24 protein-coding genes, 1 pseudogene and 1 riboswitch are annotated in these 24,510 nt (G+C 55.1%); of the genes and pseudogenes, 13 read left to right on the top strand and 12 right to left on the bottom strand.

Annotated elements, in window-relative coordinates; all coding sequences use genetic code 11:
- Nucleotides 1–42 precede the first annotated feature (42 nt).
- Nucleotides 43–1,416, bottom strand: coding sequence for an MFS transporter (locus O1724_RS13795; protein WP_023314330.1), 1,374 nt, complete (start codon nt 1,414–1,416; stop codon nt 43–45).
- Between the two features lie 178 nt (nt 1,417–1,594).
- On the opposite strand from O1724_RS13795, the gene kdgR reads away from it, so the two are divergent.
- Nucleotides 1,595–2,386 (top strand): DNA-binding transcriptional regulator KdgR, encoded by a 792-nt coding sequence (gene kdgR / locus O1724_RS13790; protein ID WP_003859903.1) that lies wholly within the window; start codon nt 1,595–1,597, stop codon nt 2,384–2,386.
- Nucleotides 2,387–2,449: 63 nt separating this feature from the next.
- Here kdgR and O1724_RS13785 read toward each other — a convergent pair whose 3' ends face one another.
- Nucleotides 2,450–2,689, bottom strand: a complete 240-nt coding sequence (locus tag O1724_RS13785) for a YobH family protein (RefSeq protein ID WP_003859905.1) — start codon at nt 2,687–2,689, stop codon at nt 2,450–2,452.
- Between the two features lie 160 nt (nt 2,690–2,849).
- Between O1724_RS13785 and mgrB the strand changes: the two genes are divergently transcribed.
- The 6 genes and pseudogenes from mgrB (at nt 2,850) to rlmA (ending at nt 7,207) form a co-directional block, all read left to right on the top strand.
- Nucleotides 2,850–2,993, top strand: coding sequence for a PhoP/PhoQ regulatory lipoprotein MgrB (mgrB, locus tag O1724_RS13780; protein WP_003859906.1), 144 nt, complete (start codon nt 2,850–2,852; stop codon nt 2,991–2,993).
- Nucleotides 2,994–3,067: 74 nt separating this feature from the next.
- On the top strand, nt 3,068–3,355 hold the full coding sequence (locus O1724_RS13775) for a YebO family protein (protein ID WP_126296987.1): 288 nt from the start codon (nt 3,068–3,070) through the stop codon (nt 3,353–3,355).
- A 668-nt stretch (nt 3,356–4,023) separates the two neighbouring features.
- Nucleotides 4,024–4,168, top strand: a pseudogene (locus O1724_RS13770) (DUF2627 domain-containing protein).
- Nucleotides 4,169–4,180: 12 nt separating this feature from the next.
- Nucleotides 4,181–4,390 (top strand): transcription antiterminator/RNA stability regulator CspE, encoded by a 210-nt coding sequence (cspE, locus tag O1724_RS13765; protein WP_001062678.1) that lies wholly within the window; start codon nt 4,181–4,183, stop codon nt 4,388–4,390.
- A 216-nt stretch (nt 4,391–4,606) separates the two neighbouring features.
- A complete protein-coding gene (gene ftsI, locus O1724_RS13760) occupies nt 4,607–6,352 on the top strand; it encodes a peptidoglycan glycosyltransferase FtsI (protein ID WP_003859909.1) in 1,746 nt (581 codons plus the stop codon).
- Nucleotides 6,353–6,391: 39 nt separating this feature from the next.
- Nucleotides 6,392–7,207 (top strand): 23S rRNA (guanine(745)-N(1))-methyltransferase, encoded by an 816-nt coding sequence (rlmA, locus tag O1724_RS13755; protein WP_022651436.1) that lies wholly within the window; start codon nt 6,392–6,394, stop codon nt 7,205–7,207.
- Here rlmA and mntP read toward each other — a convergent pair.
- From mntP to manX, 5 genes are all read right to left on the bottom strand, one after another.
- Entirely contained in the window at nt 7,204–7,770 is a 567-nt protein-coding gene (mntP, locus tag O1724_RS13750) for a manganese efflux pump MntP (protein WP_022651435.1), read from the bottom strand. The two genes, rlmA and mntP, sit on opposite strands and share 4 nt — an antisense overlap.
- Nucleotide 7,771: 1 nt before the next feature.
- Nucleotides 7,772–7,972, bottom strand: a riboswitch (yybP-ykoY riboswitch).
- A 198-nt stretch (nt 7,973–8,170) separates the two neighbouring features.
- Complete coding sequence (locus O1724_RS13745; RefSeq protein WP_003859912.1) at nt 8,171–8,629, bottom strand: DUF986 family protein; 459 nt, start codon at nt 8,627–8,629, stop codon at nt 8,171–8,173.
- Nucleotides 8,630–8,683: 54 nt separating this feature from the next.
- Complete coding sequence (locus O1724_RS13740) at nt 8,684–9,535, bottom strand: PTS mannose transporter subunit IID (protein ID WP_006810994.1); 852 nt, start codon at nt 9,533–9,535, stop codon at nt 8,684–8,686.
- Nucleotides 9,536–9,547: 12 nt separating this feature from the next.
- Nucleotides 9,548–10,348 carry a PTS mannose transporter subunit IIC gene (manY, locus tag O1724_RS13735; RefSeq protein WP_003859914.1) on the bottom strand — a complete coding sequence of 267 codons (801 nt, stop codon included), beginning with the start codon at nt 10,346–10,348 and terminating at the stop codon, nt 9,548–9,550.
- 47 nt (nt 10,349–10,395) lie between these two features.
- Nucleotides 10,396–11,358, bottom strand: a complete 963-nt coding sequence (gene manX / locus O1724_RS13730) for a PTS mannose transporter subunit IIAB (protein WP_022651434.1) — start codon at nt 11,356–11,358, stop codon at nt 10,396–10,398.
- 463 nt (nt 11,359–11,821) lie between these two features.
- On the opposite strand from manX, the gene yoaE reads away from it, so the two are divergent.
- Entirely contained in the window at nt 11,822–13,381 is a 1,560-nt protein-coding gene (yoaE, locus tag O1724_RS13725; RefSeq protein WP_414539846.1) for a CNNM family cation transport protein YoaE, read from the top strand.
- 6 nt (nt 13,382–13,387) lie between these two features.
- On the opposite strand, the gene O1724_RS13720 is transcribed toward yoaE, so the two are convergent.
- From O1724_RS13720 to pabB, 4 genes are all read right to left on the bottom strand, one after another.
- Complete coding sequence (locus O1724_RS13720) at nt 13,388–14,986, bottom strand: EAL domain-containing protein (RefSeq protein ID WP_022651433.1); 1,599 nt, start codon at nt 14,984–14,986, stop codon at nt 13,388–13,390.
- 129 nt (nt 14,987–15,115) lie between these two features.
- On the bottom strand, nt 15,116–16,480 hold the full coding sequence (sdaA, locus tag O1724_RS13715; protein WP_003859920.1) for an L-serine ammonia-lyase: 1,365 nt from the start codon (nt 16,478–16,480) through the stop codon (nt 15,116–15,118).
- 184 nt (nt 16,481–16,664) lie between these two features.
- On the bottom strand, nt 16,665–17,243 hold the full coding sequence (locus O1724_RS13710; RefSeq protein ID WP_003859921.1) for a CoA pyrophosphatase: 579 nt from the start codon (nt 17,241–17,243) through the stop codon (nt 16,665–16,667).
- Nucleotides 17,240–18,574: an aminodeoxychorismate synthase component 1 gene (pabB, locus tag O1724_RS13705; protein ID WP_126297009.1), complete on the bottom strand. Its 1,335-nt coding sequence runs from the start codon at nt 18,572–18,574 to the stop codon at nt 17,240–17,242. The genes O1724_RS13710 and pabB overlap by 4 nt, the downstream gene beginning before the upstream one ends.
- 61 nt (nt 18,575–18,635) lie before the next feature.
- On the opposite strand from pabB, the gene O1724_RS13700 reads away from it, so the two are divergent.
- Nucleotides 18,636–18,818, top strand: coding sequence for a YoaH family protein (locus O1724_RS13700; RefSeq protein WP_003859925.1), 183 nt, complete (start codon nt 18,636–18,638; stop codon nt 18,816–18,818).
- Nucleotides 18,819–18,823: 5 nt separating this feature from the next.
- Here the strand turns inward: O1724_RS13700 and O1724_RS13695 are convergent, their stop codons facing one another.
- Entirely contained in the window at nt 18,824–19,168 is a 345-nt protein-coding gene (locus O1724_RS13695; RefSeq protein ID WP_003859927.1) for a RidA family protein, read from the bottom strand.
- A gap of 133 nt (nt 19,169–19,301) precedes the next feature.
- Between O1724_RS13695 and yoaA the strand changes: the two genes are divergently transcribed.
- The 4 genes from yoaA to fadD all read left to right on the top strand — a co-directional run bounded on the left by yoaA (nt 19,302) and on the right by fadD (nt 24,482).
- Nucleotides 19,302–21,212: a DNA repair helicase YoaA gene (gene yoaA, locus O1724_RS13690; RefSeq protein WP_126296986.1), complete on the top strand. Its 1,911-nt coding sequence runs from the start codon at nt 19,302–19,304 to the stop codon at nt 21,210–21,212.
- 66 nt (nt 21,213–21,278) lie between these two features.
- Complete coding sequence (tsaB, locus tag O1724_RS13685) at nt 21,279–21,974, top strand: tRNA (adenosine(37)-N6)-threonylcarbamoyltransferase complex dimerization subunit type 1 TsaB (protein ID WP_045332149.1); 696 nt, start codon at nt 21,279–21,281, stop codon at nt 21,972–21,974.
- Between the two features lie 37 nt (nt 21,975–22,011).
- On the top strand, nt 22,012–22,593 hold the full coding sequence (locus tag O1724_RS13680) for a Slp family lipoprotein (RefSeq protein WP_015570309.1): 582 nt from the start codon (nt 22,012–22,014) through the stop codon (nt 22,591–22,593).
- A gap of 203 nt (nt 22,594–22,796) precedes the next feature.
- Nucleotides 22,797–24,482, top strand: a complete 1,686-nt coding sequence (gene fadD / locus O1724_RS13675; RefSeq protein WP_003859933.1) for a long-chain-fatty-acid--CoA ligase FadD — start codon at nt 22,797–22,799, stop codon at nt 24,480–24,482.
- Nucleotides 24,483–24,510 lie beyond the last annotated feature (28 nt).

Here is a 24,510-nt window from a genome sequence, read left to right as displayed (position 1 = left end):
GTTGAAAACAACCGGGCAGGAGTCCTTCTCCGCCCGGTTTTTTTATGCCTGCGCCTTTGGCTGGGTGACACGAAGACCGCTAATGACAGCCGCGAGGGTCGCCAGTGTCCCTGCGGTAATCAGCGCAACGTGTGTCGCATTCTGCCCGGCCAGGTTAAACATCAAGGCTACCAGTGCGGCCCCGGTGCTTTGCCCTAACAGTCTTGCCGTGCCCAGCATCCCGCTGGCGCCACCGCTGCGATGACGTGGGGCAGAGGTGATAATCGTGTGGTTATTAGGGGACTGGAACAGACCAAAACCGGCCCCGCACAGGATCATGCGCCAGATAATATCCAGATCCCCTGGCGAGGCGGGCAGGAGCGCCAGTGCAAACAGTCCCACCGCCATGACAACCAGCCCAATCGCCCCCAGAAGCCCGGCATGAACGCGCTCAATAAGGTAACCGGCCAGCGGGGCCATCACCATGGTTGCCAGAGGCCAGGGCGTGAGCAGCAAGCCTGTTTCCACTTCCGAACGGCCAATCACGCTCTGCAAAAAGAACGGCAGCGCAACCAGCGCCAGCATCTGGGCGCAGAACGAGCAAATGGAGGTACAAATGGATAGCGAAAACAGCGGAATACGCAGCAAATCCACCGGCAGTAACGGCACGGGCAGCGCCAGCTGACGTCGTACGAAGAAAAATCCGATGATAAGCATGGCAACGATTTCTGCGGCAATGAGCGACAGAGACTGCCCCTGAGCAAATCCGCTCAGCGCGGTAATCAGCAGGCCAAAGGTCAGCGCGTTCATCACGGCGCTGGGCAGGTCAAAACGCGGCATGGTGTTTTTCGGACCATTTTCCGGAAGATAGCGCAGGGCGAAGAAGATCGCCACAATACCCAGCGGCACATTAATGGCAAACAGCCACTGCCACGAGGCAACGGACAGAATGGCGGCGGCAATCGTCGGCCCGGCAGCGGACGACACGGCCACAATAAAGGAATTAATGCCCATGCCGCGCCCCAGGTGGCGGTGAGGATAGATAAGCCGTATGAGGGCCGTGTTCACGCTCATTAGCGCCGCGCCGCCAAAGCCCTGCGCGATACGCGCCAGGGTGAGGGTGTGCAGTGAATCGGAAAGGGCACAGAAGAGCGAGGTGAGGGTAAAGACCACCAGCCCGCACTGGTAAACCCGGCGATAGCCAAACATATCGCCCAGGAAAGAGAGTGACAGGAGGGAAATCACAATTGCTATCTGGTACGCGTTCACAATCCAGATGGAGCTTGCGGGAGAAGCATTAAGGTCTTTTGCAATGGTAGGAAGAGCAACGTTGGCAATCGCACCGTCAAGGACAGCCATCGAAATACCGATGACAATAGTGGCAATTGCCCCGTACCTCTGCGGTAAGGGCAGGCCATCAGAAACGTTTTTTTGCATGGGAAAAGAATGACTCAGCGTGAAATTATTTTCAGAGTAACTATTTTAGCATCGTTATTTCGGTTTTATGTCGCAGATTTGTAACGAAGTAAACCCAGATAGATTGCAGCACGCATCACACGAATTTATAATAAAAACCGGTTCTGATTTTTATAAAACACTCTCCATGAGGTGATAAATGGCAATCGCAGATTTGGATAAGCAGCCAGATTCTGTTTCTTCCGTGCTGAAGGTGTTTGGCATCTTGCAGGCGCTCGGAGAAGAGCGTGAAATTGGTATTACAGAGTTGTCGCAGCGTGTGATGATGTCGAAAAGCACCGTTTATCGCTTTTTGCAGACGATGAAATCATTGGGTTATGTCGCGCAGGAAGGAGAATCAGAAAAATATTCTCTGACGCTGAAACTGTTTGAACTGGGCGCCCGCGCTTTGCAAAACGTGGATCTGATCCGCAGCGCTGACATTCAGATGCGTGAACTTTCACGATTGACGAAAGAGACAATTCACCTCGGTGCGCTGGATGAAGACAGCATTGTTTACATCCACAAAATTGACTCCATGTACAACCTGCGCATGTATTCACGCATCGGTCGTCGTAACCCGCTCTACAGCACCGCAATTGGTAAAGTACTGCTGGCCTGGCGCGATCGCGAAGAGGTGAAGCAGATCCTTGACGGGGTGGAGTACAAACGCAGCACCGACCGCACCATTACCAGTACGGATGAACTGCTGAGCGTGCTGGATAATGTGCGTGAGCAGGGTTACGGGGAAGATAACGAAGAGCAGGAAGAGGGGCTGCGTTGCATCGGTGTGCCGGTATTTGACCGTTTCGGCGTTGTCATTGCGGGCCTGAGCATTTCGTTCCCAACGCTGCGTTTCTCTGAAGAGCGTCTTCATGAATATGTGGCGATCCTGCATACCGCAGCGCGCAAAATTTCAGAGCAGATGGGCTATAACGATTATCCGTTCTGATCGACGCTTTCAATAAAAACGCCGCAACAGTGCGGCGTTCTTGTAAGCGAAATTCAACGCTGATTAACCGTTATCAATCACATCAGATGATTTACGCAGCACAGGACAGTTGGTTAACCCGATGATCCCGCTGTCGGAATGAATGTACTGCGCCGTGCTTACCCCCCGGGCGGTAAGATATTTACACTGGATACCCAGACCCGCGGCATTTTCTTTGCTTCCCATTAATACGCCGTACCCACTTAATAACAGGCCGATCCACACAATGGCCAGTACAATTACTGTACGAATAAGTAAACGCATCGTTGCCTCTTTTTTCTTTGTTGTCATGGAGTAAGCGTAACGGGTTTACGCAGTGAAACAAGTGCACGATTCCGAAAAGCGTCTGTTGAAGGTACAGTTAGCCCCTGTTTAAGATAACCGTGATAACCTGGCTGCATCAGGTCATAAGACGGAGTGTGGAGTGAAAAAAATACGCTGGGTAATTCTGATTATAGTGTTGATAGCTTGTGTGGTGCTGTGGACGCAGACTATCAATGTGATGTGCGATCAGGATGTACAATTCTTTAGCGGCATTTGTTCAATCAATAAGTTTATCCCCTGGTAGAGGCCATTTTTACGCTGAGTGATGTCCTTACGTGGCGGCAGTGGTAAAATGACTGTTTTTACTGAGGTGGTGAAATGGGTGAGTTACTGAATTCGGGGCTGCTGAGCATTGCATCCCTGGTAATGTCTTTGGTGGTGCTGGTCGTTGGGCTGGTACTGTGGTTCTTCGTTAACCGCGCCAGCTCCCGCACAAACGAGCAGATTGAACTGCTGGAAGCATTGCTCGATCAGCAGAAACGGCAGAATGCGTTGCTGCGTCGTCTGTGCGAAGCCAACGAGCCGGAGGAGAAAGCGGTACCTAAGGACGCTGTTGCTCAACAACAGGACGAGGAAAACTTCATTCGCCTGGTAGCCGAACGATAGTTTGCCCGGAAAGGGAGGTGGCCTGACGTACGGCGTAAATCCCCTCCCTTATCAAATGTGATCCACAACATCCCAACATATAATTAAGCAGCAGTTAACTATTGTTTCAGCATACTGAAAACTGGTGAATATTTATCCTTATTCGATAATTACCGTTTCGTTGAATAAATTGTGTGTTTTATCTTTCCCGAAGTGTTTTATTTTTATCGAAACGTTTTGCTTGCCTTGTTTTGAGGCAGAGTCATAAAAATTTCATTATTTTGGTGCAGAATAACGCTAATTAAATGGTGGATTTTAATACAATTAGCAAAATGTAATTAACATCGTATATTCCCTGACACATGTCGGTGCGTTGCAATGTTTTCAGCATAACTTTTCACAAAATGTTCTAACTCAGTCATTCTTTTAAAGAAAATCAGGGATTGGGATGGACGCTTTGAAATGATTGAGCTATGTTTAAAAAGTCTTTGATTACAGGGCGCGTCAACGCACCCTGCGGGCAGTGAGGTCAGGTAGCGCTTCATTTGACAATTCGCATAACTGTGCAGATTGTTATGGAGTAACACCTGAATTTGTGCGGCGGATCGAGACATGTTTAAAAATGGCTTGCCATATTAAACGTTGTGTGTGATAACACGTTTTGGGTCAAACGAGGTACAGTTCTGTTTATGTGTGGCATTTTCAGTAAAGAAGTCCTGAGTAAACACGTTGTCGTTGAATACCGCTTCTCTGCCGAACCTTATATTAGTGCCTCAAGCAGTAATGTCTCAGTTTTATCTATGTCAAAGCCCGCGGGCTAAGAAAACACTCTAAGGAATTTTGCAAATGGCAAAGATTAAAGGTCAAGTTAAGTGGTTCAACGAGTCTAAAGGTTTTGGTTTCATTACTCCTGCTGACGGCAGCAAAGACGTGTTCGTACACTTCTCTGCAATCCAGGGTAACGGCTTCAAAACTCTGGCTGAAGGCCAGAACGTTGAGTTCGAAATTCAGGATGGCCAGAAAGGCCCAGCTGCGGTTAACGTAACTGCTATCTGATCGAATCACTGCTGACTGAAGCGCTCAGCGCTTCGATCTCAGACATAAGCCTCGCCGATGCGGGGCTTTTTTATTCGCTTATTTTTCAAAATATTACGTAATCCTCCGCTGTTATTATCTTGTTGCAAACCCTCGAGATTATTAGCATTGTTTTCCCGCCTTCTTATCCGCTTTTCCCGTTAAATCAGGGCGTTGATCAACAGCCCTGGGGTTAAGGTGAAAAAAAAGACAATAACGACCACCGGAAACTTTACTCCGGCACGTTTTGCACTTCTGTGTCTCGCTATCTTTTGTAGTCTTGCGTTTCTGCTGGGCCGCGTGGCGTGGCTGCAAATTATCAAACCGGATAATCTGGTTAAGCAGGAGGATATGCGCTCCCTGCGCGAAGTGGCGATAGACGCCCCGCGGGGGATGATTGTGGACCGTGAAGGACGACCCCTTGCGGTGAGCGTACCTGTCCAGGCCGTCTGGGCCGATCCCAAAACAGTGCTGGAAAAAGGGGGGATCGGTTATGATTCGCGCTGGCAGGCCCTGGCAAATGCCTTACACCTTTCTCTGAGCACGCTCGCATCGCGAATCAACAGTAACCCGCACGGGCGATTTATTTACCTTGCCCGTCAGGTTGATCCCTCCCAGGCAAAGTGGATCGATAAGCTGCGTCTTCCGGGTATCAACCTTCGCGATGAGTCCCGCCGCTTTTATCCTGCCGGGCACGTGGCGGCGAACCTGATTGGCTTCACCAATATTGATGGTCAGGGCATTGAGGGTGTCGAGAAAAGCTTCAACACGCAGCTTACCGGGAAGGCAGGCGTGCGGCTGGTCAGGAAAGATCGCTACGGACATGTGGTGGAGAACCTCACGGAGGTGGCTCCCGTACCTGCACATAATATCCAGCTTAGTATCGATGAACGCCTGCAAACTATCACCGAAGACGCGCTGGATAATGCCGTGGCGTGGAACAAAGCTGAGTCAGGCGCGTCGGTGCTAATTAATATCCAGACGGGCGAAATTCTGGCGATGGCGAGCTTCCCCGACTTCAACCCCAACAACCGGGAAGGGGCAACGCTGGATGATTTTCGCAATCGCGCGATCAGCGACACCTTTGAACCTGGCTCGACCGTTAAGCCTCTGGTGCTGATGACGGCGCTACAGCAGGGGCTGGTACAGCCTGACAGCGTCATAGACACGCATCCCTACACCATTGATGGCCATCGTATCCGCGACGTGGGCTACTACCCCGAGCTGACGATGACCGGCATCCTGCAAAAATCCAGTGACACGGGCGTGTCCCGTCTTTCGCTGGCGATGCCTGTGCAACGGTTACTGGATACCTATAAACACTTTGGCTTTGGCGAGAGTACCGGGCTTGGCTTAACGGGAGAAAGCGCAGGTTTACTGCCGCAGCGGAAATTCTGGAGCCAGTTAGACCGGGCGACCTTTGCCTTTGGATATGGCCTGATGGTAACCCCCCTCCAGCTGGCGCATGTGTATGCCACCATCGGCAGCTATGGCATTGAACGGCCTCTGTCCATCACCCGAATCGATCCGCCGGTGATTGGCAAGCGGGTGATGCCCGAGGAAATTGTTCACGAGGTGGAGCACATGATGGAGAGCGTCGCGTTACCCGGCGGTGGTGGAATCAAAGCGGCGGTGCGTAACTATCGCGTGGCGATAAAAACCGGGACGGCCAAAAAAATCGATGAACACGGTAAGTATGTGGATAAATACGTCGCCTATACCGCAGGCGTTGCGCCTGCCAGCGATCCCCGTTTTGCGCTGGTGGTGGTGATTAACGATCCGCAAAACGGTGCCTATTACGGCGGGGCCGTTTCCGCGCCCGTTTTCAGCGAAATCATGGGGAACGTTCTGCGTCTGGAAAACGTAAAGCCTGACGGGCTGCCGGCAGATTCTGACCATCTGATCGTGATGCATCACCCAGCCGTTTATAACCCTGGCGAATAGCGGTACACTTCGCCTTTTGGTTTACGCCCTGGAGCTGTCATGTCTTTCAGTTGTCCCCTTTGCCACGCGCCGCTGACGCGCGCGGAGAAAACGTTTATCTGTCCACAGGGACATCAGTTTGACCGGGCGAAAGAGGGCTATGTAAATCTTCTGCCGGTACAGCACAAGCGCTCCCGGGACCCGGGTGACAGCGCGGAGATGATGCAGGCGCGCCGGGCGTTTCTCGATGCCGGGCATTATCAACCGCTCAGGGATGCCGTTGTCGCCTTACTCCGTGAATATCTGACAGAAGGCGCATCCGCCATGCTGGATATCGGCTGCGGCGAAGGTTACTACACCGCCACGTTTGCTGACGTGGCGGCTGAGAAGGGCGCCGAAACGTACGGGCTGGACGTATCTAAAGTGGCTATCCGTGCGGCAGCCAAACGCTACTCAGCGGTAACGTTCTGCGTGGCCTCCAGCCACCGCCTGCCGTTTGAGCAAGAGAGTATGGACGCCGTGGTGCGTATCTATGCGCCGTGCAAGGCTGAGGAGCTGGCGCGCGTCGTTAAGCCCGGTGGCTGGGTTATCACCGTCACGCCAGGGCCGCGTCATCTGCTGGAGCTAAAAGGGCTGATCTATGATGAAGTTCACCTGCATGCGCCTCACTCTGAACAGCTGGCAGGCTTTGCGTTAAAGCAGGCGCAGTCGGTAGCGTATGAAATGACGTTGCAGGGAAGTGAAGCGGTGGCGTTACTGCAAATGACGCCGTTTGCGTGGCGGGCAAAACCAGAGGTGTGGGAAACGCTGGCAGCGCAGACAGAATTTCGCTGCCAGACGGATTTCAGCATCCATTGCTGGCAGCGCGAAGGTTAACCCGCGAAGTGTGCCCAAAGGATTTGGGCACCAATCCCGATCAACACGATACCGCCCAGAATTTCGGCGCGTTTGCCTAACAGCGGGCCAATGAACCGACCCACCATCATCCCCAGCGTTGACATGATCAGCGTGGCGCAGCCAATCGCCAGCGCGGTGGCGATAATATTGACCTGCAAAAACGCCAGACCGACACCCACGGCCATTGCATCCAGGCTGGTTGCGATGGCGGTTGTCACCAGAAGCCAGAAGCCGTGGCGTTGCAGCGGCGCATCATTTTCATCGCCGTTGCCACGAAAACCTTCAATCACCATACGTCCGCCGAGGAACACCAGCAGCACGAAAGCAATCCAGTGATTCCACTCCAGCACAAACTGGCTGGCGAGCATCCCCAGTCCCCAGCCGATAAGCGGCGTCAGCGTTTCGATAGCGCCAAAGATGAGACCGGTACGCAGGGCTTCGGAAAATTTAGGTTTATGGAGAGTGGCACCTTTGCCGATAGAGGCGGCAAATGCGTCCATGGACATGCCAAAAGCCAGAAGGATCGTAGCGGAGATATTCATAAGAGCGTCCAGACCGGGGATATCCATATGACACATCACTGCCCCCAGTAAACAGCAGTTGATGTATCTATGGTCTCGCCTGATCGCTTCTGGCACAGAAATGGGCTTAAAAACGATCCGTACGCGCCACGTTTTTCAACGAGTATGTTGACACGTACATTTCCCGCAGGCAGGAAATCGGCTACTCCCCAACGACGGGCGCAACCTTAACATATTTTGAGAATATAAAACAACAACGAAGATGGCTTTATATAGCCACTATGTTGATAACGATTTTCATTTAGATTTATGCGTGAAAATATCGTTAATAAATATAAGTCAATTAACAGAGGAGATATAGCACCGGCTATATTGCTGGTTCAAGAATAATGCAATATATAGCCGATGCTATAATTATAAATCATTGAGTTTTAACAAGTAATTTGTATATCTTTTCCAGGTCATCAATATTTCTGACCCGGATGAGCAGGCGGCGTTGTTCTAATTGCATCACCAGAACCCCGTCTTCGGATAAATTCATCTCTTTAATACGGTTATATTCTATCCAGACATTGGCGAAAAAGAATCCGTGTTTTTTAAAAATGAGTTTTGGCGAGCGGATCCAGAACAGGTAAATCGCCATTAATGCCAGCGCACATAATAACCATGTGGTTAATATTGCGCCGTGGCTGGTCACATTATTGTAAATGAGGATGACTACCAGACCGGCGAAGATAAACGCATCAATGCGTCCACGGCGTAAGAGGGGAAGGGTCAGCAGCGTCTCGCCGTGGCGGCGAGGCATAATAAACTCGTCATAGATCGCGTAAGCCAGAAGGGCAACAATAAATAAAACCAGTACGGTGTCCGTGACAGTCATTCATCCTCCAGATAAAAAGACCGGGGGCAAGCCCCCGGTCAGTAACGCATTTTATTACAGACCCAGCAGGCCGACAGCGTAGCCCGCGATACCGATGACGAAGAAGCCAACGATGATCCAAAGCGGGTTCACTTTCTTACGCAGCAGCCACATACAGGCGAAGGTTAACAGCAGCGGTACCAGGCCCGGCATCAGCTGGTCCAGAATGGTCTGCACGGTGGTAACGCGCGTCTGACCATCCTGACCGGTGATCGTTGATACCACCAGCGGGATGTTTACGTGCGTCCACTTGTTAACCAGCGCCCCCATTACAAACAGGCCGAGGATTGACGCCCCCTCAGTCAGTTTTTGCAGGAAGCCGCCGCCCATATCCTTAACGATATCCACCCCTTTACGGTAACCGTACGCCACGCCGTAGTAACGGGTCAGCAGACGCACCGCGTTGAACAGGATGAAGAACAGCAGAGGACCGAGCAGGCTGCCGCTCATGGCGATCCCGGCGCCCAGCGCCGCAAAGACCGGACGCACGGTACCCCAGAAAATCGGGTCGCCCACGCCTGCCAGCGGCCCCATCAGACCAACTTTGATACCGTTGATGGCACCATCGTCGATTTCAGCCCCGTTCGCACGCTGCTCTTCCATCGCCAGCGTCACGCCCAGAACCGGCGCCGCAACATAAGGATGGGTGTTGAAGAATTCCAGATGACGCTTAATTGCCTGACGGCGTGCTTCGTTGTTTTCCGGATACAGGCGTTTGATGGCCGGCACCATGGAGAAGCAGAAGCCGAGCGCCTGCATACGTTCGAAGTTCCATGAACCCTGAAACAGGTTAGAACGGATGAACACGCCACGAATATCACCCGGAGTGAGTTTTTTCTCAGTGGTAGTTTTTGTCATATCAACCATTTCGCTCACCTGTTAGTCCAGTTCGTTATCGAGATCGTTGTTACCAGCAGCCTGCGCAGGGGCACCCGCGACACGGTTGTATTTCGGGCTGAGCTGGATATAAAGAATCGCCATCACCGCACCAATCACACCCAGCGCAACCAGGTTGAAGTTGGTGAACGCAGCGGTAACGAAGCCGAGGTAGAAGAATGGCATCAGGTAGCCCGCGCGCATCATGTTGATGACCATCGCATAACCGACCACCACGATCATACCCCCGGCGATATTCAGACCGCTGGTGACCACTTCAGGGATCGCATTCAGCATGCCCTGAACTTCGCTGGTACCGACAGAAATCGCCACGATAACCGCAGGGATCGCGATACGCATCGCTTGCAGGAACAGGGAAGAAACGTGGATCCAGGAGAGCGCGGTGAGGTTGCCGTTTTCGGCCGCCTTATCCGCCGCGTGCTGGAAGGCCACGGTAATAGTACGGACAATAATGGTCAGCACCTGACCCGCTGCGGCCAGCGGGATGGCCAGCGCGATACCGGCACCAATACTCTGATGACCGGCGATAACCAGAACGGTCGAAATAATGGACGCCAGCGCGGCATCTGGCGCAACTGCCGCACCGATGTTCATCCAGCCGAGGGCGATCATTTCCAGGGTACCACCGATGATGATACCGGTTTTCATGTCACCGAGAACGGCGCCAATCAACGTACAGGCCACCAGAGGGCGGTGGAACTGAAATTCATCAAGTACGGACTCCATACCCGCAATACACGCGACGATGAACACCAGCACAATCTGAAGAGTAGTAATCTCCATTGCACTTCTCCTATTACATAAGCTCTATATGAAAAACCGGCCCGGGCTTATTTCCCCACTTTGCCGATCAAATCCATCATTTTCAGTTTCTGATCCGTGGAAACCTTACGGGCTTCCAGCTCGATACCGCGTGCGTTCAGCTTGTTGAAGGCCTCGATATCTTTCGCATCCACTGAAATCGCGTTGTTGACCTGCGTTTTGCCCTGACGGAAAGCCATACCGCCAATGTTAACGGAGGTGATTTTCACGCCGCCTTCAACAATGCGTTCAACGTCTGTCGGGTTGGTGAACAGAAGCATCACGCGTTCGCCCGCGTATTTCGGGTTGTTGTAAACGCGGATCATTTTGGCGACATCCACGACGTGCGCGGTGACGCCCGGCGGTGCAACCTGGGTAAGAAGGGTTTTACGGACAGTGTCGGCGGCCACTTCGTCACTGACCACGATGATGCGTTGTACGTTGGTCTCTTTGGTCCAGCGCGTCGCCACCTGGCCGTGGATCAGACGGTCATCAATACGCGCAAGGCCGATAACCATGTAATCGTTCGGACCCATTGGCTTCGCCGGTGCAGCGGCTTTTGGTGCAGCAGGGGCAGGGGCAGGTTTTTCAACCGGCTGCGCTTTCAGCGCCTTCACGCCTTCGCGACCGGTTTCCACCGCCAGCGCCACCAGCTCGTCAAAGCCTGGGTTGTCGTCACGCGCCATGAAGGTTTCCACCAACATCGGGATATTCACCCCGGCGACGACTTCATAATGCTCTTTATCGACGACAATGCGGCTGGCAGCGTTGAACGGGCTGCCGCCCCATGTATCCACGAGAAACAGCACGCCTTTGCTGGTATCCAGCTTCTCAAGCTGAGCAGTGTATTTTTCAATCAGCGTCTCGGCATTTTCACCGGGAACGAAATCGATCCAGCCGACGTTTTCCTGCTCGCCCAACAGCATTTCTGCCGTTTTGAGTAACTGCTCCGCAGCCCAACCATGTGTGCCTATGACAATAGCAATGGTCACTTGCTACCTCCTTTTATTATCATTTATACGTCTGCCAGGCAGGCGTACTGAGAATCGTATTGGCGAACCGAATCGATTCAGATAAGGGTTAGAGTTCAAAAAAACTAAGACTTCCGCGAATTATTTTAGATAGTGAAAAAATAATTTATGTGATGAAGATCCGTAATTTAGCTACGCCTTACAGATTTTTCTCTAAGATAATCCGCGTGTGTTACAGAAGTTTGCAAAGGAACGTAAATCTTTGCTAAAAACCAATTGTCTCTGATATGTTTAGCGTCCGTTTAATTATTCAGGAGTATAGGGCTACAGCCCACTATATGGACCGTCACCGACGTCAGTCATCTTCCAGGCCATTCCGCGCCTTAATCACCGGCGATCTTCGCCACGCATCGACTCTCATTCCCTTTGAAATGCCCGACATTAGCGGGGCACCGTTTTGTCATTCCTTTAGCAGGAGCGTGTCATGGAATTCTTAATGGACCCGTCAATCTGGGTAGGCTTGCTTACGCTGGTCGTGCTGGAGATCGTTCTCGGTATTGATAACCTGGTGTTTATCGCCATCCTCGCAGATAAACTGCCGCCGAAACAGCGTGATAAATCCCGTCTGATCGGCCTCTCGCTGGCGCTGATCATGCGTCTGGGCTTACTGTCTGTTATCTCGTGGATGGTCACCCTAACGAAGCCCCTGTTCACCGTCATGGATTTCACCTTCTCCGGCCGCGATTTAATTATGCTGGTAGGGGGACTGTTCCTGCTGTTCAAAGCCACAACAGAGCTGCATGAACGGCTGGAGAACCGGCAGCACGATGATGGCCACGGTAAGGGTTATGCCAGCTTCTGGGTGGTTGTTCTCCAGATTGTGGTGCTTGATGCGGTCTTCTCACTGGATGCGGTGATTACGGCGGTCGGCATGGTGAACCATCTGCCGGTGATGATGGCGGCGGTGGTGATTGCGATGGCGGTAATGCTGCTGGCGTCGAAACCGCTGACGCGTTTCGTCAACCAGCATCCGACGGTCGTTGTGCTGTGTCTGAGCTTCCTGCTGATGATTGGTCTGAGCCTGGTGGCAGAAGGGTTTGGCTTCCATATTCCGAAAGGCTACCTGTACGCCGCGATTGGCTTCTCGATTCTGATCGAGCTGTTTAACCAGATTGCGCGCCGTAACTTTATTAAGCAGCAGTCGAATCAGCCGCTGCGAGCCCGTACCGCAGATGCGATTCTGCGACTGATGGGCGGGCGTCGTCAGGTGAACGTGCAGGCTGATAACGAGAACCGCAACCCGGTTCCGGTGCCGGAAGGCGCGTTTGTGGAAGAAGAACGCTACATGATCAACGGCGTGCTTTCGCTGGCTTCCCGCTCCCTGCGCGGTATTATGACGCCGCGCGGCGAAATCAGCTGGGTGGACGCCAACCTGAGCGTCGACGAAATTCGTCAGCAGCTGCTCTCCTCGCCGCACAGCCTGTTCCCGGTCTGCCGGGGTGAGCTGGATGAGATCATCGGTGTGGTACGCGCGAAAGAGATGCTGGTGGCGCTGGAAGAGGGCGTTAACGTCGAGGCCGTAGCGGCCGCGTCGCCCGCTATCGTGGTGCCTGAAACGCTGGATCCGATCAACCTGCTGGGCGTATTGCGCCGTGCTCGCGGGAGCTTTGTTATCGTCACCAACGAATTTGGTGTGGTACAGGGCCTGGTGACGCCGCTGGATGTGCTGGAAGCCATTGCCGGTGAATTCCCTGATGCGGATGAAACCCCTGAAATCGTTGCCGACGGTGACGGCTGGCTGGTGAAAGGCACCACCGACCTGCACGCGCTCTCGCACACGCTGGGCGTCGAAAACGTGGTCAATGATGATGAAGATATTGCCACCGTGGCGGGGCTGGTGATCTCCGTTAACGGGCAGATCCCGCGTATCGGTGATGTGCTGGAGCTGCCGCCGCTGCAAATTACCATCGTCGAAGCCAACGACTATCGCGTTGATATGGTGCGTATTGTTAAAGAGCACTCTGCGCACGACGAAGAAGAGTAACGTTATCTAGCGTAACGGCAGTAAGGGCACGATGTGTCCGTTGTGACGGGCTGGCGGAGAGTGACTTTCCGCCAGCCATTTCGGAAACTCGCGCAGCGGCATTGGCCGCGCATACAAGTACCCCTGCAAAATATGTACGCTGTGACGGCGCAGGTAGCGTGACTGCTCCTCGGTTTCCACCCCTTCCGCAACCAGTTCAATATTCAGCCGCTGGCCAAGCGCAATAATAATATCTGTTACCGTTGAGTTCACGGCGTCGGTGCCGATCGCGGTGGTGAAGGATTTATCAATTTTCAGCACATCCGGATGCAGTTTTTCTAGCCATGAAAGTGAGCTGTTGCCGGTACCAAAATCATCAATCGCAAGTTTCACCCCTTTGCGGTGCAGCTCCCGCACGATGCGGTAATCCACATCCAGCAACGCATCGCGTTCGGTTAACTCCACGATCAACTGTTGAACAGGGCTGGCGTTAAACCAGATGCGGTTGAGATCCTGGATAAGCGCAGCGCGGCGAAAATGGCTGGCGGCCACGTTAATGCCGATATGGAAATCGCGCGAGGCAGGGAAATAGCCTATCTGCCGCACCGTTTCGCTGATGACGTAGCGGGTAAGCGGAACAATCAGGTTATGTTCTTCGGCCAGAGGGATAAAGACATCGGGCGAAATCCATCCCTGACGCGGGTTGTTCCAGCGCAGGAGGATCTCGACGCCGACGCATTCCCGGGTGCGGGCATTCACCAGCGGCTGGCAGAAGAGCTCAAACTCCCTGGCCGCAATTCCCATGTTGATTTCCCAGGTGAAACTGATTCGCCGCGCCGTGGCGAGCCAGGCGATATAGCCCATCAGTAAGCTGAGCATCAACGCCAGCGGCAGCTGGGTGGGCAGATTTTTTAACGCCATTTCGCCAGGCCCGGGGCCGCTCACCGTGACGCTGAAAGGGTAATGTTGTGACGACTGTTCCAGCAGGGAGGCGTTTTCATCGAAGGTCGGCGTAGTCGTCACCTGTTGCCCGTCGCGGAGGAAGTTATCTCCTACTCTCAGGACAACGTCGGTGATCTGCGGCCGCTGCGGCTCGAGAATCATTTTAGTGATGAGATCGATATTCACCACCTCCATCACCCCGTCGTTGCCGTCGCCCGCAACGGGAGACCACTGAATCAGTACCGGGCTGCCTTTTACCAGCCACCGGTCAGTCGACAGCAGCAGCCTGGATTCACTGACTGGAAGCTCCGGCACAAACTCACTGACGGGCACATTACGGCTGCCAAAGACGCTTGAGCAATACAGTATTCCGTCTTGAATGAGGGCGATGGAGCGTACGGTCTGGAGGATCGCCGCCTGTTTTCGCAGGATCAGATTTGCTTCGGAACAGGGTATGCCAACCAGTGAAAGTAGCGTTTCACGCTGGACCTCTAACGAGAGAAGCACCTTATCAAGCGCACGCACGGTGTGGTGGGTAAAGTCGTGGATCCGATCCTGATTTATGTTGCGCTGTGAAATAAAGCGAATGCCCAGCGTCAGGACGAGCGTAACGAGCGCAACCGTGACACAGACGATAACGCGTTTTCGGCGATAGTCTTTAATGATCGTTTGTGCAGTTTGCATGAACGGTCGCCTGTTAAGCACCGGCCAGAAAAGCCAGACGCAACAGTGACAGTGTAGTGGGGAATACGTGAAGCGACGAGACGAGAGGGGAAAATTCGCCCATCCGTTGCAGATGGGCGAAAGGAAGGCTTAGTCGCACTGCACCTTAATGGCCAGACCGCCGCGTGAGGTCTCACGGTACTTCGCGTTCATGTCCTTGCCGGTTTCGTACATGGTTTCAATAACCTTATCCAGCGACACGCGTGGCTCGCTGGTACGGCGCATCGCCATACGCGAGGCGTTGATCGCTTTGACGGAGGCGATGGCGTTACGCTCAATGCACGGCACCTGCACCTGACCGGCAACCGGGTCACAGGTCAGACCGAGGTTGTGCTCCATACCGATTTCCGCCGCCACGCACACCTGCTCAGGGCTGGCGCCCAACAGTTCCGCCAGACCCGCTGCCGCCATAGAGCAGGCCACGCCCACTTCACCCTGACAGCCTACTTCGGCACCAGAGATGGACGCATTCATTTTGTACAGCGCGCCGATAGCGCCTGCCGCGAGGAAATAACGGATATAGATATCCGGTGTCACGGGCTCAATAAAGTGATCGTAATAGGCCAGCACCGCCGGAACGATACCGCACGCGCCGTTGGTCGGCGCCGTCACCACGCGACCACCCGCTGCGTTCTCTTCGTTAACCGCGAGGGCAAACATGTTCACCCAGTCGACCACGTTCATTGGGTCATTGGAGAACTTGTCGGTGGTGACCAGCATGCGGCGCAGCGCAGAGGCACGACGCGGTACGCGCAGAGGCCCAGGCAGAACACCCTCGGTGTTCATCCCGCGGTCAATACAGGCGCGCATGGTTTGCCACACGTTAGCAAAATAGTCTTCGATCTCTTTCTTGCTGTGCAGCGCCAGTTCGTTCTGCATCACCATGCCGGACAGGGACAGACCGGTCTCTTTGCAGTAGCCCAGCATCTCGGTGGCCGATTTAAACGGATAGGGCACATTGACGTCGCCCGCGCTCTCTTTACCAAAGTGTTCTTCGTCAACGATAAAGCCGCCGCCGATGGAGTAGTAGGTTTTACTGTAGATCTCTTTTTCGCCGCTCCAGGCGTGGATGGTCATGCCGTTTTCATGCAGCGGCAGGTTGTCGCTACGAAAACGCATCCCGTCATCCTGCGGGAAGTCCACTTCGTGCTGACCGTTAGCCAGCAGTAAGCGTCCGCGCGTTTCCACGTCGCGGATAAATGCCGGAATGGCATCAATATCGACAGTGTCCGGCATATTGCCTGCCAGACCCATAATAATGGCGATATCGGTGTGGTGGCCTTTACCCGTTAATGACAGTGAACCGTAAACGTCTACGGCGACACGGGTAACGCTTTCCAGTAATCCTTTTTCGACCAGATCATCGACGAACTGTTTACCGGCCTTCATCGGCCCTACAGTGTGGGAAGAGGAAGGACCAATCCCCACTTTGAACATGTCGAATATACTAATCACTTTCACACTCCTGACAGGGTTACTGGGGTTCCAGTAACGATGTTATAACTGCGCATAGTGTAAGAGGGAACACCAACCTCGGCTTAACTATTCACATGAATTAAACTAATGGTTAACGATGGTTTTGCTAATAGCGCGACGCCGATCGCAAACCTGCCAGAAAAGGGTGGAATGTAAAGTATAGTCAAGGCTTCAGGCCGATTTGCAGGGCCAGCTCACGAATGATGCCTGCCGTCATGCCCCAGACAAAATAATGCTGATACCACGACAGCCAGACCCGATGATCGTGTCCGCGGCGGTGAATATCCAGTGGGTGATAGCGGCCCAGACGAAGGGCCTCTTCCAGCGGCATTTCGAACACCGCTGAAACTTCATCGACGCTGGCGTGATACTGAAGATCGGGCGGAATAATGCCAACGACCGGCGTGACCTGAAAACCGGTTACGCTGTCCACTGGCGGCAGCACGCCGATCACCTCGACTGTCTCCGGGGGGATCGCCACTTCCTCATGCGCTTCACGCAGTGCGGCGGCAATCAGGGATGCATCGGTGCTGTCCACCGCGCCGCCCGGAAACGCAACCTGACCGGCGTGTTTTCGCATATGCGGTGAGCGCTGGGTAAGCAACAGACCCGGCTGCTCACGGCGCACGACCGGGATCAGCACCGCCGCCTGACGTTGATTCAGCGTGGCGCGGCTAACCTGGGGCCGCAGAAGCTGAAAGCGCGACAGAAAATCATCCAGCGTCAGGTTGTCTTTCTTCACCGTGAGTTCTCCAGTTGTTTCAGGATACGATTCACTTTATCAAAGGTTTCCTGATATTCCGCCTCGATCTGGCTATCGGCCACAATGCCACCGCCTGCGGAACAGTACAGGTTACCGTCGCACGCCGTCAGGGTGCGAATAGTGATGCTGGTATCCATGGTGCCGCACAGACTCACATAGCCGATGCTGCCGCACCAGGCGTTGCGGCGATGTGGTTCCAGTTCGTCGATGATCTCCATCGCCCGGACCTTCGGCGCGCCGGTGATGGAGCCGCCCGGAAACGCGGCGCGGAGCAGATCGCAGGCGGTTCGCGAGGCCGGCAGGCGTGCGGTGATGGTGCTGACCAGATGATGCACCGCCGGGAAAGGCTCCACGACGAACAGCTCCGGCACGCGCACGCTGCCCGGCTCGGCGACGCGACCAATATCATTGCGCATCAGATCGACAATCATCAGGTTTTCGGCACGATCTTTGGGAGAGGCCGCCAGCGTCTCCGCCTGCTGGCGGTCGGCGTCGGCGTTGGCAAGGCGCGGCAGTGTGCCCTTTATTGGGCGGGTCTGAATCATACCGTCAGCCAGGTGGATAAAACGCTCAGGCGAAAGGCTGAGTATGGCGCCGTGTTCAAAGCGTAAAAATGCACTGAACGGGGCCTTATTGCTGGCATTGAGGCGGGTAAACGCCTGCCATTCGTCTCCCTTGTACGCCGCCTGGAAACGCTGGGCAAGGTTGACCTGATAACAGTCGCCACTGTGAAGATACGCCTGCACACGGGAGAATTTTTGCGCGTATTCCTCCGCGCTCATGTTCGAGCGCCAGCCGGAGGTCAGCATAAAGTGTTCCGGGGCGGCGGGCCGTTGCGCCTCAAGCCAGGCCAGACGCGCCTGTACGTCCCGGTGGCTCAGTAGAGAAACCGTCTGCTTACGGTGATCCACGATCAGCGCCCAGTCATACAGCCCCACCGCCATATCCGGCAGGGAAATATCCGCCTGCGCATGCTCAGGCAGCGTTTCGAAACGGCGACCCAGATCGTAACCAAACAGGCCCAGCGCGCCCCCCTGGAAAGGCAGATCCGGATCAGGTGTGGCAGTTAAGCCCAGAGCATCGATCTCGTTCTGAAGCCGCATCAGCGGATCGTCCGTTGGCGACAGCGCATCGGTCGTCAGCGTTTTAACCGGGTCGGCCACCAGAATATCAAAGCGGCTGTAGGGGTGATCCGCATGGCCGGAGTGCAGCAGCATGGCAAAAGGAAGGTGGCTCAGACGGGCAAACCAGAACTCCGCGGCGTCAGCACGCCAGGGCAAGGTCATAACAGTGGGGAAGCGCATGTTCATGTATGGCATACTACCGGGCAGCGTGAAATAATTAGCGCGAATAATTTAGCAGGAGTTAACGATGTTTGCAGGTTTACCTTCTCTCAGCCATGACCAACAGCAGAAAGCCGTTGAACGTATTCAGGAGCTGATGTCCCAGGGGATGAGCAGCGGACAGGCAATTTCCCAGGTCGCGGAAGAACTTCGCGCCACCCATACCGGCGAGCGGATCGTGGCGCGCTTTGAGGATGAAGATGAAGAATAACCGGCTTACACTGCCGCGATAATCTTGATCTCAACCTTATATTCCGGTTTCATCAGCGTGGCCTGTACGGTGCAGCGTACAGGCGCGTGACCCGCCACCACCCACGCATCCCATGCTTTATTCATCGCCGCGAAATCGTCTTTATTCGCCAGAAAAATCGTCGCATCCAGAATGCGGGATTTGTCGCTGCCCTGTTTTTCCAGTACGGCGTCGATCTGCGCCAGGGTGTTGGCGGTCTGCTCGAAAGCGTCGGCGTCCAGATTGGCAGGGACGCCGGTGTAGTACAGCGTCTGGTTGTGGATCACCACATCAGACCAGCGGGCTTCGGCATCAATGCGCGTAATTGTCATAAACGTATCCTCGTTATCTTTCGTCGTCAGGCGGCAAGACTGCCATAATGTTCCGCCGTCGTCACTATTTGGGGTGGCACCGGAGAGAAGGGGCTGACATAATCCCTGTGCAAAAATACAGTGAGAGAACACCGTGGCAGACGATTTTTTCCCAGAGGGTCAGTTAGCACAGGCTATCCCCGGCTTTAAACCGCGCGAACCCCAACGTCAGATGGCGCATGCCGTTGCGCACGCTATCGACAAGGCGCAGCCGCTGGTCGTGGAGGCCGGTACCGGTACGGGGAAAACGTATGCTTACCTCGCTCCTGCGCTGCGGGCGAAAAAGAAGGTGATCATCTCTACGGGATCAAAAGCGCTCCAGGATCAGCTCTACAGCCGCGATTTACCCACGGTGGCGAAAGCGCTGAAATACAAAGGGCGTCTGGCCTTGCTGAAAGGGCGTTCTAACTACCTGTGTCTGGAGCGTCTTGAACAGCAGGCGCTGGCGGGCGGCGACCTGCCGGTACAAACCCTGAGCGATGTGATCGTCCTGCGCGCCTGGGCCAACCAGACGGAGGAGGGGGACATCAGCACCTGCGCGAGCGTGCCGGAAGACTCCCCGGCCTGGCCGCTGGTGACCAGCACCAATGACAACTGCCTCGGCAGCGACTGCCCGCTGTATAAAGACTGTTTTGTGGTGAAAGCGCGTAAAACCGCGATGGACGCCGACGTGGTGGTGGTGAACCATCACCTGTTTCTTGCGGATATGGTGGTCAAGGACAGTGGTTTCGGCGAGCTGATCCCGGAGGCGGAGGTGATGATCTTCGATGAAGCCCATCAGCTACCGGACATCGCCAGCCAGTATTTTGGGCAGTCGCTTTCCAGTCGTCAGCTTCAGGATCTGGCGAAAGATATTACCATTGCCTATCGCACCGAACTCAAAGATACCCAGCAGTTGCAGAAGTGCGCGGACCGCCTGGCGCAATGCGCACAGGACTTCCGCTTACAGCTTGGCGAGCCGGGCTATCGCGGCAACCTGCGCGAACTGCTCGCAGACAAAAATATCCAGCGCGCGCTGCTGCTGCTCGATGATGCCCTTGAACTCTGTTACGACGTGGCGAAGCTGTCCCTCGGACGTTCAGCGCTGCTGGACGCCGCCTTCGAGCGCGCCACGCTTTACCGTGGGCGGCTGAAGCGGCTGAAAGAGATCAACCAGCCGGGCTACAGCTACTGGTACGAATGTACCTCGCGCCACTTCACCCTGGCGCTCACGCCGCTGACCGTTGCTGATAAATTTAAAGAGGTGATGGCGCAAAAGCCCGGCACCTGGGTCTTTACCTCGGCCACGCTGTCGGTCAATGACGATCTGCACCACTTTACCGAGCGCCTCGGCATTGAGCAGGCGGAATCCCTGCTTCTGCCGAGCCCGTTCGACTATGAGAGACAGGCGCTGCTGTGCGTGCCGCGCAATCTGCCGCTGCCTAACCAGCCGGGCGCGGCGCGACATCTGGCGGCCATGCTGAAGCCGATGATCGAGGCCAACAACGGGCGCTGCTTTATGCTCTGCACCTCACACGCCATGATGCGCGATCTGGCCGAGCAGTTCCGCGCCACCATGACGCTACCGGTGCTGTTGCAGGGGGAAACCAGTAAAGGCCAGCTGCTCCAGCAGTTTGTCAGCGCCGGTAATGCCCTGCTGGTGGCGACCAGTAGTTTCTGGGAAGGGGTAGACGTGCGCGGCGACACGCTCTCGCTGGTGATTATCGATAAGCTGCCGTTCACATCGCCGGACGATCCGCTTCTGAAAGCGCGCATGGAGGACTGCCGTCTGCGCGGGGGCGATCCGTTCGACGACGTCCAGCTGCCGGACGCGGTCATCACGCTTAAACAGGGGGTAGGGCGACTGATCCGCGACGTCACCGATCGCGGGGTGCTGGTGATCTGCGACAACCGCCTGGTGATGCGTCCCTACGGCGCGACCTTCCTCGCCAGCCTGCCGCCCGCGCCGCGCACGCGGGATATTAAACGCGCGGTCCGCTTCTTGGCGAACCCGACGGCGGAGTAATTCTTCCCGGAGTGTGTTAAGATGCGCGCCATTTTGTGACTGACCATTGCGAGAGCGCGACGACTGATGCGAATTCTGGCTATTGATACCGCGACAGAGGCCTGTTCCGTTGCCCTGTGGAACGACGGTACGATTTTTGCTCATTTCGAAGAGTGCCCACGGGAACACACCCAACGTATTCTGCCCCTGGTAAAAACCATTTTAACCGAGGGCAACACCGCCCTGACTGACCTCGACGCGCTGGCCTACGGCCGTGGTCCGGGCAGCTTTACGGGCGTACGTATCGGGATTGGCATTGCGCAGGGGCTGGCGCTGGGCGCTGACCTGCCGATGATCGGCGTCTCCACGCTTGCGACCATGGCCCAGGGAGCATGGCGCATGACCGGCGCCACCCGCGTGCTGGCTGCGATTGATGCCCGCATGGGGGAAGTCTACTGGGCGGAGTACACCCGTGACGAAAACGGCGTCTGGCACGGCGAAGAGACGGAAGCGGTGCTTAAACCTGAAGCCGTCACCGGGCGCCTGAAACAGCTCTCCGGTGAGTGGGCGACGGTCGGAACCGGCTGGGCGGCATGGCCTGAGATGGCGAAGGACACCGGCCTTACGCTGGTGGACGGTAACATGCTCCTGCCCGCCGCAGAAGATATGCTGCCGATTGCCTGTCAGCTACTTGCCGCAGGAAAAACCGTGGCGGTTGAACATGCTGAACCGGTTTATTTACGAAACACCGTCGCGTGGAAGAAACTTCCTGGCCGCGAGTGAATCTCAGTAACAGGAACTGAGAAAAAGGAGTCGCATCATGGCGGTTCAGACTAAAGTTGTACGCTTTCTTATGGCAGGCGCGGTTGCCATAGCACTGAGCGGGTGCGTCACCGTTCCTGATGCGATCAAGGGCACCAGCCCGACGCCACAGCAGGATCTGGTACGCGTGATGAATGCCCCGGAGTTGTATGTCGGGCAGGAAGCGCGGTTTGGCGGCAAGGTGGTTGAAGTGCTAAACCAGCAGGGGAAAACCCGGCTGGAGATTGCCACTGTCCCGCTGGACGACGGCGCGCGGCCTGTTCTGGGTGAAGCCTCGCGCGGGCGGATCTACGCTGACGTCAGCGGCTTCCTCGATCCGGTAGATTTCCGCGGGCAGCTGGTGACCGTCGTCGGGCCGATTACCGGTTCGGTGGCGGGGAAAATCGGCAATACGCCATACAAATTTATGACCATGCAGGTGAACGGCTACAAACGCTGGCGTATCGCCCAGCAGGTGGTGATGCCGCCACAGCCAATCGATCCGTGGATGTGGGGACCGCATCCGTATCGTTACGGCTACGGTGGCTGGGGGTGGTACAATCCAGGCCCTGCACAGGTTCAAACAATAGTAACTGAGTAAGTTACTGTTATTGCTAGGAAAGAGACAGCGGCTCAGCCGCTGTCTCTGTTTTTTTACGGATAAAACGAAAAAAAAGAGTGACGCGCTTCGCAACCTGCAATCTGAACAATTAATAAACTGGTACGCTGAGTTAATATAATGTTAACAAACTGTTTATTATCGGGGCTGTGATGACGACGAACACTCATTTCAGAGGTGATGCATTGAAAAAGGTTTGGCTTAACCGTTATCCCGCGGATGTCCCTGCGGAGATCAATCCTGACCGTTATCAATCCCTGATTGAATTATTTGAACACTCGGTACGGCGCTACGCTGACCAGCCCGCGTTTGTGAATATGGGCGAAGTGATGACTTTCCGTAAGCTGGAAGAGCGCAGCCGGGCGTTTGCGGCCTATTTACAGGAAGGGTTGGGCTTGCAGAAAGGGGATCGCGTCGCGCTGATGATGCCAAACCTGCTGCAATACCCGGTGGCGCTGTTCGGCATCCTCAGGGCAGGGATGATCGTGGTTAACGTTAACCCGCTCTATACCCCGCGCGAGCTGGAACATCAGTTGAATGACAGCGGCGCGGCGGCGATTGTGATTGTCTCCAACTTTGCCCACACGCTGGAAAAAGTCGTTGAAAAAACTCAGGTTAAGCACGTCATCCTGACGCGCATGGGTGACCAGCTCTCTACCGCGAAAGGTACGCTGGTCAACTTTGTCGTTAAATACGTTAAGCGGCTGGTGCCGAAATACCACCTGCCGGATGCCATCTCCTTCCGCCGCGCCCTGCATGCGGGCTACCGGATGCAATACGTAAAGCCGGAGATCGTGTCCGAGGATCTGGCCTTCCTGCAATACACGGGCGGCACCACCGGCGTGGCGAAAGGGGCGATGCTGACCCACCGTAACATGCTGGCGAACCTTGAGCAGGTTAACGCCACCTACGGGCCGCTGCTGCACCCGGGCAAGGAGCTGGTGATCACCGCGCTTCCGCTGTATCACATTTTTGCGCTGACCATGAACTGCCTGCTGTTTATCGAGCTTGGCGGTCAAAACGTATTGATCACCAACCCGCGCGATATCCCGGGGCTGGTCAAAGAGCTGGCGAAATACCCGTTCACCGCCATGACCGGCGTGAACACCCTGTTTAACGCGCTGCTTAACAATAAAGAGTTCCAGCAGCTCGATTTCTCCACGCTGCACCTCTCCGCGGGCGGCGGGATGCCGGTTCAGCAGGCTGTTGCCGAGCGCTGGGTGAAACTCACCGGGCAGTATCTGCTGGAAGGCTATGGTCTGACGGAGTGCGCCCCGCTGGTCAGCGTTAACCCGCATGACATCGACTACCACAGCGGCAGTATCGGTCTGCCGGTCCCGTCGACGGAAGCAAAACTGGTGGATGATGAGGATAACGAAGTGCCTCACGGTGAGCCAGGGGAGCTATGCGTCAGAGGGCCGCAGGTGATGCTGGGCTACTGGCAACGTCCGGATGCCACGGATGAGATCATCAAAGACGGCTGGCTGCACACGGGCGACATCGCGGTGATGGATGACGAAGGCTTCCTGCGCATCGTCGATCGCAAGAAAGACATGATCCTGGTGTCAGGGTTCAACGTCTATCCGAACGAAATCGAAGACGTGGTGATGCAGCACAGCGGCGTGCTGGAAGTGGCGGCGGTGGGCGTTCCTTCCGGCAGCAGCGGTGAAGCGGTGAAGATATTTGTGGTCAAGAAAGATCCTTCTCTGACCGAGGATGCGCTGATAACGTTCTGTCGCCGTCAGCTGACGGGCTATAAAGTGCCGAAGCTGGTGGAATTCCGGGATGAGCTGCCGAAATCCAACGTCGGGAAGATATTACGACGAGAATTACGTGACGAAGCCCGTGCCAAAGTGGACAATAAGGCCTGAGCTTCACGTTAATCGCCCAGACGCCGGT

The organism is Enterobacter cloacae complex sp. HYC074_NIDB (genome assembly GCF_056673345.1).
The sequence above is the reverse complement of the archived record's forward strand: the minus strand, read 5'-3'. Positions and strand labels throughout refer to the sequence as shown.